This window comes from Microvirga arabica, from assembly GCF_016811235.1.
Classification (GTDB): Bacteria; Pseudomonadota; Alphaproteobacteria; order Rhizobiales; family Beijerinckiaceae; genus Microvirga; species Microvirga arabica.
On sequence record NZ_JAFBID010000137.1, the window covers coordinates 1 to 8,258 of the forward strand.

An 8,258-nucleotide genomic window follows, 5' to 3' on the forward strand; every position below is an offset into this window, starting at 1 on the left:
GAGATCATTTCCGCGTTGACCTTGCTGCCAGGCCATAAACCCGCAGCCCATGCCGGACAAGAACCGCCAGAGGAGCAGATGACCACTTCGAATGCACTTCGAATCTTCATTGCTCTTGGGCTTCGCCAGGCACAAGGAGCTTTGCCCTCAGAACCTGCGTCCGAGTCTAGCAGACTTCGAACTGCATGTGTCTGAAGGCGCAACATCGCTCCCGGGCTATGGCTCAGGAACTGATGGTCACCGTGTCTGGGAAAACGCGCCACCTGCTGTCGCGGTGGCGCGGGGAGGGGACACATAAGCGATCCCTTAGCGAATGCAAGGGAGTTTTTTCACGCGTCCACAGAGCCTCATGCAGCCGGTTCTAATATACCGGGATTTTGGAGGAGGCTTCGAGGTCTGCCTAACTGGCAGCGCCACAAACGAGATATAGTAACAGGTATCCGGATAAGAGGGAGAGTGTACTTCGGCTTCCCCTTGTTACTCGTCAGGCCGCCTGCCGCCGCTCTCGGTCCTGCCTGGATGGTACAAACACCACGTGCCGGTGCCAAGAGCACCAGCTCGACGTCTCTGAGGTCGGCGCGCCGCAGCAAATCACCTCGTCGGCAGCCGCATTGGATACGATGAACCGGCACTGCCGTGCACGAGCATCAACAAATCGCGTCTGGTAACGCGCAGACGGCTCCGCGATATAAGTTGCGGTCATAGGCCTAACACAGCTTTGAGGGATGCCAATAAAGCCACGGCCACAGTGGCTAAGGGATACGCATTCATCCGGCGTCATCCCCGGTCCAGTAGCCGTACTCGGTTGAGCGCAAGAGCGCGACCGAGCTAAACCCTAGATGGTGGCAAGATCCGGGATTTGCAAGGGGTTGCGATCCAGCAAGCAGTTCAGCTTGACACGAACAGCGGGTTCTCCACCCAGCCGCATCCCAGACCATGCCAAAGCAAGGATTGGACAATGTGCCCGCTGATCGCACCCATGCTTTGATGGCGTTGCTCTGCTGCCCCAATATCTACTTGAGACCCGTCACCCAACGTTCAAAGGAGCTGCCGACTTCTTGTCAAAACACTAATTATGCGAAATGTTATCTCGTATAGACATCTGCAGGATCGAACTGCTCCGAATGGAAAAATAAGGGCAGCGGCTCCGATCAGCTTAGCGCACCCTACCACCATCCACCAACGACACCCGAACTGATCATGCGCCAACGTCCCTCTGGCGCTTCGCACAGCTCTGCGCTACTTCGTAGACTGTCATGCTAAAGCGCGCGAGCAACTTCGTTCAGAGCGTCCCGCTCGGGGTTGGTTATTACACCGTCCCGGAGGCCGCACGGCTGCTCAAAATTGCTCCTCGCAATATCAATCGCTGGCTGGGAGGCTATACCTACAAGGGCGGCAGGATGCCCCCGCTCTGGACTCCGGAGCTTCCCTCTTTCGAGGACCACCTCGAGATTGGGTTCCGCGACCTAATTGAGCTTCGTTTCGTGAACGCCTTTCTGGAGGCTGGTCTTGGACTCAAAACGATCCGGCACTGCCTCGACTACGCTCAGGACTACGTCAAGGACGAGCGGCCCTTCTCGACCCGCCGCTTCAAGACCGACGGTCGCACGATCTTCCTCGACAGTCTGCTCTCCACGGGAGAGTCCGAGCTGCTCGACCTGAAGAAGGGGCAGTACGTCTTCAAAGTCGCTATTGAGCGGACATTCAAAGATCTCGACATTGAGGATAATGTCGTTGCCCGCTGGCGCCCATTTCACGGAAAAGAGACGGTTGTCATAGATCCCCAACGCGCCTTTGGGCAGCCGATCGCGAGCGAGTACGGCGTTCCCACTGTTGTCCTTTCGGACGCCGTGAAAGCTGAAGGATCGATTGATCGCGTGGCTCATCTCTTCGAAGTGCCCGCGGCGGTGGTCCGCGACGCGGTGAAGTTTGAAGAATACCTGCTCGCCGCGTGAAAGTTCTCATCGACGAAAATCTGCCCCCTGCGCTGGCGCGAGCCCTTGATGCGCTCTTTGCCCCGCAGCATGAGATCGTCCACCTCCGCAAACGTTTCGGCCCCGGCGTTAAGGATGTCGAGTGGATCACGACATTGAGCCGAGAAGGTCGATGGGTGGTGATCTCGGCGGACCGCCGCATCACGCGAAACAAGTCCGAGTACAACGCCTTTCGCAGCTCCCGCCTCATTGGTTTCTTTCTGTCAGCAGGCCTAAACAAATCCCCTCTGACGAAGCAGGCTGAGCGGATCCTTGCACTATGGAACGACATAGAGATTCTGGCCGATAGGGTAGGAGGTGGCGCCATGTTCGAGTTGCCAATGACGAGTACTCGGATCAAGCAACTCAAGTAGCCCGGGCCGGTGTGTCATTGATAGATCCTGCCGAAAGCAGACACTCTACACCCGCCCTGCAGAAGCCCTTTGCGGTCTCTCCTGCGCTGGCATTGCCATTTGGAGAGGGCCTATCTGTGGATTGCTGGGATCTGGTCAGAGGATCTTAAACCCTCCCCTGCTCTATGCCCTTCCAGTTTGCTCACTGAGACAATCCATACTCTAACGAACCGATTGAGAAACTCCTATGACCAACCAAGTTACTATCTTCACGGACGGCGCATGCCTGGGAAATCCCGGACCTGGCGGCTACGCTGCAGTGATCACCATCGCAGGTGACGAGCAGATTATCGTTGGCCGAGATCAATCCACGACTAATAACAAGATGGAAATGACAGCAGCCATTAAGGCGCTGGAGGCTGTGTCTCAGGATCTGCCCATCGTGATCCACAGTGACAGCCAGTACGTAATCAAGGGAGCAACCGAGTGGCTCCGGGGGTGGAAGGCCAAAGGATGGCGCAAGGCTGACGGCAAGCCGGTCATGAATCAGGATTTATGGATGCAGATGGATGCCCTGATAGTCGGTCGACAGATCACCTGGAAGTGGGTGAAGGGTCACGCGGGCCACCCGGAAAACGAACGGGTGGATCGGCTCGCCAATTGGGAAGCCGTGAGGGCCGCGGCAGGAGGTGGAACCGACGTGAAGAGCGCTGACGCGGCGATATCCTCATAGCGGTTCTTAAGGTGATCATCTCCATCCACAGGCTCATCTCCCTAACCTGTGATGATAGCTGAGCCGTTCAGATACGGTTCAAGGCTCCCACCCGACACTCCCTGTGAGTGCTGCACGATACCTGTCGGTGTCGCCAGCGTACACAGGGAGGCTCCGATGTTGAGCTGGTCCAAACGAGTCGGTCCCGCTGCCACCTTGATCACTGTGGCAACTTTGCTCGGTGGGTGCGTGACGGGCACTGAGGTTTCCTACAGCGAGTATCAGTATGACCGCTATGGCGGGACCGAGCGCACCTATGAGCGTAACCTCTACGCAGATCCGTCCCGTGGCATTGAGAGTGAGAGGTGCCGAACCGTTATCAGACGGCGCATCAACAGCTTCGGAGAAGAGCTTGTCAGGCGGGAGCGCGTTTGTGGCCCTACAGATGCGATGGAAACCGCTGAACCTTGGTCCGGCCGGGTGCCTCACCGGAGCGTCTATTCTGGCCCTGTCGAGCCGCCGGAGGAGGTTCCATACGCCGATTGATTGAGGATGGCCCCTCAGTGAAACCTGGTTGGACCGCTTACCATCGGTCCTAGGAACTGAATATTAACCTTGGCAGTTGCAAATCACACTCGCCGGGCACGTTGCGTATCAGCCCGAGGTGGTGCGCTCAGGCACTACAGCGCCCTCGCTGAGGAAGGCCCCCTCCTCAGCGGGGGCGCTTCTCTGTGTGGAGGAGCTCTCGCATCGAGACGACGTGCCATGTGGATCCACCCAACTGCCGTCAGGATGTCATGACCCTAGCTGACTGTCCCATGGGATCATCGGCCTCACAGAACAGCGCATCGCGATACAAGCCGCTGCAGAGCATCCTCCAGCAAGCAGTCTGCCAACGGTCACTGCTTGCTCGAAGTGACAATTGATTAACCATGCGAACCCAAGGAATTCGCATGGGTCTAATTGCGCCACAAGCTCGACCCAATGCGGAGCTGATGTGAGCACCCGACGCTCCCAGACATTCAGCTAACGTTCCGCGAGTAAGTTCATAAGCTATGTGAATCACCAAGTCAGGCTGCAACTCGGCGCAACAGGTAAAGGCCTCCTGGCGGCGACGGCGATCGGCTGGACTCTATTCGTATACTCCGTCCTATCTACAGGACTTGAGGAGCATACGCTCCAACGTGAGAATCAGCAGCTTCGGCAGCAGATTGAGACTGTCACCGCAGAGCGCGATCAGCTGGCGAAAGCAAATGATCAAAAGATCCTGGCCGGTCAAGATCTGAACACTATGCTGGCGCGGATCGAAGCGGCAACCGAAGAACTTCAGCAGCTGGATTCCCTCCGGACGAGCGTCAGTCAGGCGATTGAGCAAACCCGCCTTCAATTAACCGGACCGTCAGATAAGCCTGTAACCATGTTGGAAAGTCCTGAGGTCAGCACGACGTCCGCTATTCGTCTTTCCAAGCAGGAGATCCGCACGGCACAGGAAGCGCTCGTCGACTTTGGGTATGGAAAACTGAAAGCTGATGGGGCATTAGGCCCCTCTACCCGCAAAGCCGTTGAAGCCTTTGAGCGAGCCAAAGGTCTTCCCGTTACGGGCAAGCTTGGAACTGCAACCCTTCAGGCTTTAAGAACTCACACGGCCTCGGTGACACAATAGCTGTGGCGCTATGCGAACCCTTCAAGGACGCCTGTCCGCCGATACTTTGACCTTCAAGCGTTTCTACAACAGGGAGGTTCGGCCGCAAGCAAAGGCATTTTCTTGAAGTACGCCGAAACTGTCACTGGGTCTGAGCATTACCCGAGCGGAAGCTGGCACTCCAATCCTGGCTTTCGGGAACGGGAGGCCTCCTCATCAACTGGCAACGCGGGTGGGGATAGCTTTTTATTCAATGAAACAGGTTGCGCCTCGGCAGTTGAGGGGTTGCGTCGGCCTTCTTATCCTCATCGGGCGGCTTCATCTCGGGTTCTGGCGACAGATGCGCGATAGCCGTCAGGATCGCGGCTGGCCGGAGCTTCAGCTCCTGATTAAAGGCTTTCAGAAGTTCATCGTCCTTTGCCACATACTCGAGGACGCCGAGAAGGAAATGCGATGATGTCGCCGACGTCCGGATCGTCTCAGGCTGCAAGCCCGTGACGTTCCGAAACTGGATGATCCGATCAACATCCGCGACTATGAAGTTCAGGACTTGGATGGCGACACTCTCGGCATCGCTGCGGCCGACAATGCTCCTGCCCTGGAATGTCTCGGTCATTTCAATCTCCTCCGGCAGCTGTCGACATCAAGCGTGCAAGGTTGAAGATCGCAGCACCGACACCATGGCCTCCCACCTCCCTCCTTAACTGCTAACTGCTCTGAAGTGGTTGGCACATTGCTGGTTCGGTGCTAATCCGCTGCCCATCCCTTCACCTTACCTCTCAGCGCGGAGAGATGCGGACACTGCGTCTTCCCGCCTCAAAGACCTTTTCAACGATCAGGATTTGCCAGATGCCCGGCATCGCACGCCAGTTCGAGCCGCAGATTACCCGTAGCGGTGGCGCACCCTCCAAGTACCGTTTCGTTGTCCGCTGCTCGGACTGCGTCAGTACAGACACCTATGAAGCCTCTAAGCCGACCAGCAACGAGACCGTCAAAAGCTACTTCGACGACCGGGGCTGGCTGCTGGGCCGGGACCGCTCCTATGACCTGTGCCCGGCCTGTCTCGCCCGACCGCGGCGCGACGGCAAGCCAGAGGATGGACGCAGACGGGAAACAGCCGACATCCTCGCGCGGCATCTCGGCAAGCCCGAGGCTTTGGCCGCAAAGGTCTTCCGCCCCAAGGAGGCTGCGCCACCACAACCGTCTCCGTCGAGGGACCTGCAGCAACCCAACCCCGCGCCCGCCCTGTCACCTGAGGTCGAGCAAGCCCTGTCGGGAATGGCAGCGGACCTGAAAGGTTTGCGTGCGGCGGTGGAATCTATGGCTGATCAGGTGGGCAAGCTGGTGGCGCTCAGTGGCCAGCAGATCGAAGCAATTGCAGGCTTAGCCCCTGCCCTCCTCCAATCGACTGAGGGTCTCTCAAGTGGTCTTCGGCAGATTGCTCATGCAATCCAGACAATTCAGCATCTGCCGCTCCCCCCGATGGACCAACCACCCGCAGCGGAGACTCAGGCCAGCCCCAGGCAGACGCAACTCGACGATGATGCAGAGCCCGCGTCACTATCAGAGCCGGAAGGGCAGGAGTCGCTACAGCGGATCCGAGGCAAGCGACAGTCCAGGGCGGAAGCGGGCCCGATCACATCCGCTGCAATCGTGGTGAAGTCGATTGCAGATGCCAAGCGCTCGGACCGGTACTACACCTCCATCCGCCTGCCGCGCGCTCTATGGGATCAGTCAGGCTTTGGGCCGGATGACCGTCTCCTGCTCGCCTGGAGCGGCAAGGCACTGACGATCGAGCGTGCGACCGAGGGTGGCGTGAAGCCGAAATCGATTGGTGACACGTCTGTGGTGCTGCAATCCTGGAAACTCGGCAATCTCAACCTCAATCAACCGAAGGTCGCCGGGGCTGACGGCTCTCTGCGCCTGACCGTGGGACGTCGCAGCTCTGAGGCCTGATATCGTCCTGACGAGCAACAGAGGTCAGCCACTCCTCCTCTGAACAGTAGTCCGGAGGGCATGGCATGGTCGCTCGGGAGAGGCTGAGCTAGCCCTGTGACTTGGATTGAACAGCGATCCAGTCCCGCGCCTTGCTCAGAGCCGCCTCGCGATCAGGTGCCAGGACAATGCCGCACCGCTGGTTGGGCTGGGTGATCATCGCCATCCACTCTAGCGGTGTCGGCTGCAGCCTGATGCTGTAGCCGAGGTATTTGAGCGCCAGTGCCTCATCGGGCATTTCACGGTCGGTCGGGTAAGGGTGCGGATCAGTCATGGCACGTCAGCATTTGGTGAGCAGACCAGCTATTGGGCTGTGGTGAGACATGCTCCCTTCCCTGCTGTCAATATCACCCGCCGTGTTGCTGGCCCTCAGTACCGGGGAAGATGCCTCTGGCCGGTACGGTAGCGGGTTTCAGGTGTCGTTCTCGGAGGTGAGGTGCTGCGAGCGTGTGCCATCATCTGGCTTCTGCTTCTTGAGCCGGACACCCGGCCCCTCCCCGTTCTCAGCAATGAAGATAATGCCGGCGGCCTCAAACGCCTCTCGAATGGCAGCAAGGTTGTTAGCGATCGGAATGCGCTTACCTCCTTCAAAGTCCGCAAGAGTTGCACGTGCTACGCCGGCGAGTTCCGCGAGCTTAGCCTGGGACCAGTTCAATAAGCCTCGAGCTGCCCGACACTGAGCGGGAGACATAGACATTTTGTACAACCTTATACAAAACGCTTGACTTGTGGTCAGGCGTCTCTCATGTTGCCCAACGTCGTACAAAATATCATCAAGGAATGCCACGCCATGAGTGACATGGATCGTGACGAGCAGACGCATGCCTCACGCTGGGCTGCATCGGAGAGCCCTGCTCTGACACAGCTTGAGACCACCTTCGAGGCTGTGCTGGCCGATCTAGTCGTTTCCGCCACTCGCCTGAATGAGCTCGAAGAGGCCTGGTCCCAGAAGAAGCCACCTCTGCCGGGTGTTCTTGTGACCACCCGGGCTGACGCCACGTTCGATCTGTGCCACGAGAACGAGGTCGGCTTCTACTACACCGTCCGTGACATCCCGGCCTTGTACGAGGCCGCGAAAGCCTCACCATCTCTGTGGTCCCGCGTGCAAGCGATCGTAACCGCTCTTCATCGCCATCATCATGAGATCTGGCTGGCGGCTGAGGAGATTGGCTTGACGCGAGCGTATCAGGAGAATGCGGCGCATCGGCAGGCCGTGGTCGAGGCGGCCGATGCCATACTCAGCGAGCCGGCTACCTCGATGGCGGTGCTGATCGCCAAGGCCAGGGTTCTGGTGGCAAGTCGAGGCCTCGATCTGACCCAGGATCCCTGGTCCCTGAGCTCACCCGATGAGCGCGCCCTCCTTGTTCTCGTGCAGGACCTGCTCAACACCTCCCCTGCGCCCAAGACTGACGTCTGATGGCCTCCAGAGGCTCCTGCATTCCCGCAGCACCCCCACACCGGCTGATGAGGCAGGGGTCATGAGCTTTGAGTTCTGGTTTGCCACCATCATCCTGCCGGGGATCGTCTGCTGCATGGCTTGGGGCGCCGTGCTCCTCAACGAATGGCACTACAGACGCCAAGAC

Annotated in this window: 10 protein-coding genes; 6 read left to right on the forward strand and 4 right to left on the reverse strand. The window is 58.5% G+C overall.

All coding sequences use genetic code 11. The annotated features are described in order from the left end of the window. Positions 1–484: 484 nt before the first annotated feature. On the reverse strand, positions 485–781 hold the full coding sequence (locus JQC81_RS34570) for a GcrA family cell cycle regulator (protein WP_376772480.1): 297 nt from the start codon (positions 779–781) through the stop codon (positions 485–487). A 475-nt stretch (positions 782–1,256) separates the two neighbouring features. Here JQC81_RS34570 and JQC81_RS31360 point away from each other — a divergent pair, with 475 nt between their 5' ends. From JQC81_RS31360 to JQC81_RS31375, 4 genes are all read left to right on the forward strand, one after another. Continuing rightward, positions 1,257–1,955 (forward strand): hypothetical protein, encoded by a 699-nt coding sequence (locus JQC81_RS31360; protein WP_203275685.1) that lies wholly within the window; start codon positions 1,257–1,259, stop codon positions 1,953–1,955. Next, on the forward strand, positions 1,952–2,347 hold the full coding sequence (locus JQC81_RS31365; RefSeq protein ID WP_203275686.1) for a DUF5615 family PIN-like protein: 396 nt from the start codon (positions 1,952–1,954) through the stop codon (positions 2,345–2,347). The genes JQC81_RS31360 and JQC81_RS31365 overlap by 4 nt, the downstream gene beginning before the upstream one ends. 226 nt (positions 2,348–2,573) lie before the next feature. Further along, the gene (gene rnhA / locus JQC81_RS31370; protein WP_203275687.1) at positions 2,574–3,059 is read left to right on the forward strand and encodes a ribonuclease HI; all 486 of its coding nucleotides are present in this window, start codon (positions 2,574–2,576) and stop codon (positions 3,057–3,059) included. 1,036 nt (positions 3,060–4,095) lie between these two features. Beyond that, positions 4,096–4,701, forward strand: coding sequence for a peptidoglycan-binding protein (locus tag JQC81_RS31375; protein ID WP_312887623.1), 606 nt, complete (start codon positions 4,096–4,098; stop codon positions 4,699–4,701). Between the two features lie 229 nt (positions 4,702–4,930). Here the strand turns inward: JQC81_RS31375 and JQC81_RS31380 are convergent, their stop codons facing one another. Further along, a complete protein-coding gene (locus JQC81_RS31380) occupies positions 4,931–5,296 on the reverse strand; it encodes a DUF3572 domain-containing protein (protein ID WP_203275688.1) in 366 nt (121 codons plus the stop codon). A gap of 233 nt (positions 5,297–5,529) precedes the next feature. Here JQC81_RS31380 and JQC81_RS31385 point away from each other — a divergent pair, with 233 nt between their 5' ends. Then, positions 5,530–6,636, forward strand: a complete 1,107-nt coding sequence (locus tag JQC81_RS31385; protein ID WP_203275689.1) for a hypothetical protein — start codon at positions 5,530–5,532, stop codon at positions 6,634–6,636. Positions 6,637–6,724: 88 nt separating this feature from the next. Here the strand turns inward: JQC81_RS31385 and JQC81_RS31390 are convergent, their stop codons facing one another. Further along, positions 6,725–6,949, reverse strand: a complete 225-nt coding sequence (locus tag JQC81_RS31390; RefSeq protein WP_246520811.1) for a hypothetical protein — start codon at positions 6,947–6,949, stop codon at positions 6,725–6,727. A gap of 138 nt (positions 6,950–7,087) precedes the next feature. Then, on the reverse strand, positions 7,088–7,372 hold the full coding sequence (locus JQC81_RS31395; RefSeq protein WP_203275693.1) for a helix-turn-helix domain-containing protein: 285 nt from the start codon (positions 7,370–7,372) through the stop codon (positions 7,088–7,090). A gap of 93 nt (positions 7,373–7,465) precedes the next feature. On the opposite strand from JQC81_RS31395, the gene JQC81_RS31400 reads away from it, so the two are divergent. Continuing rightward, on the forward strand, positions 7,466–8,092 hold the full coding sequence (locus JQC81_RS31400; protein WP_203275690.1) for a hypothetical protein: 627 nt from the start codon (positions 7,466–7,468) through the stop codon (positions 8,090–8,092). Positions 8,093–8,258 lie beyond the last annotated feature (166 nt).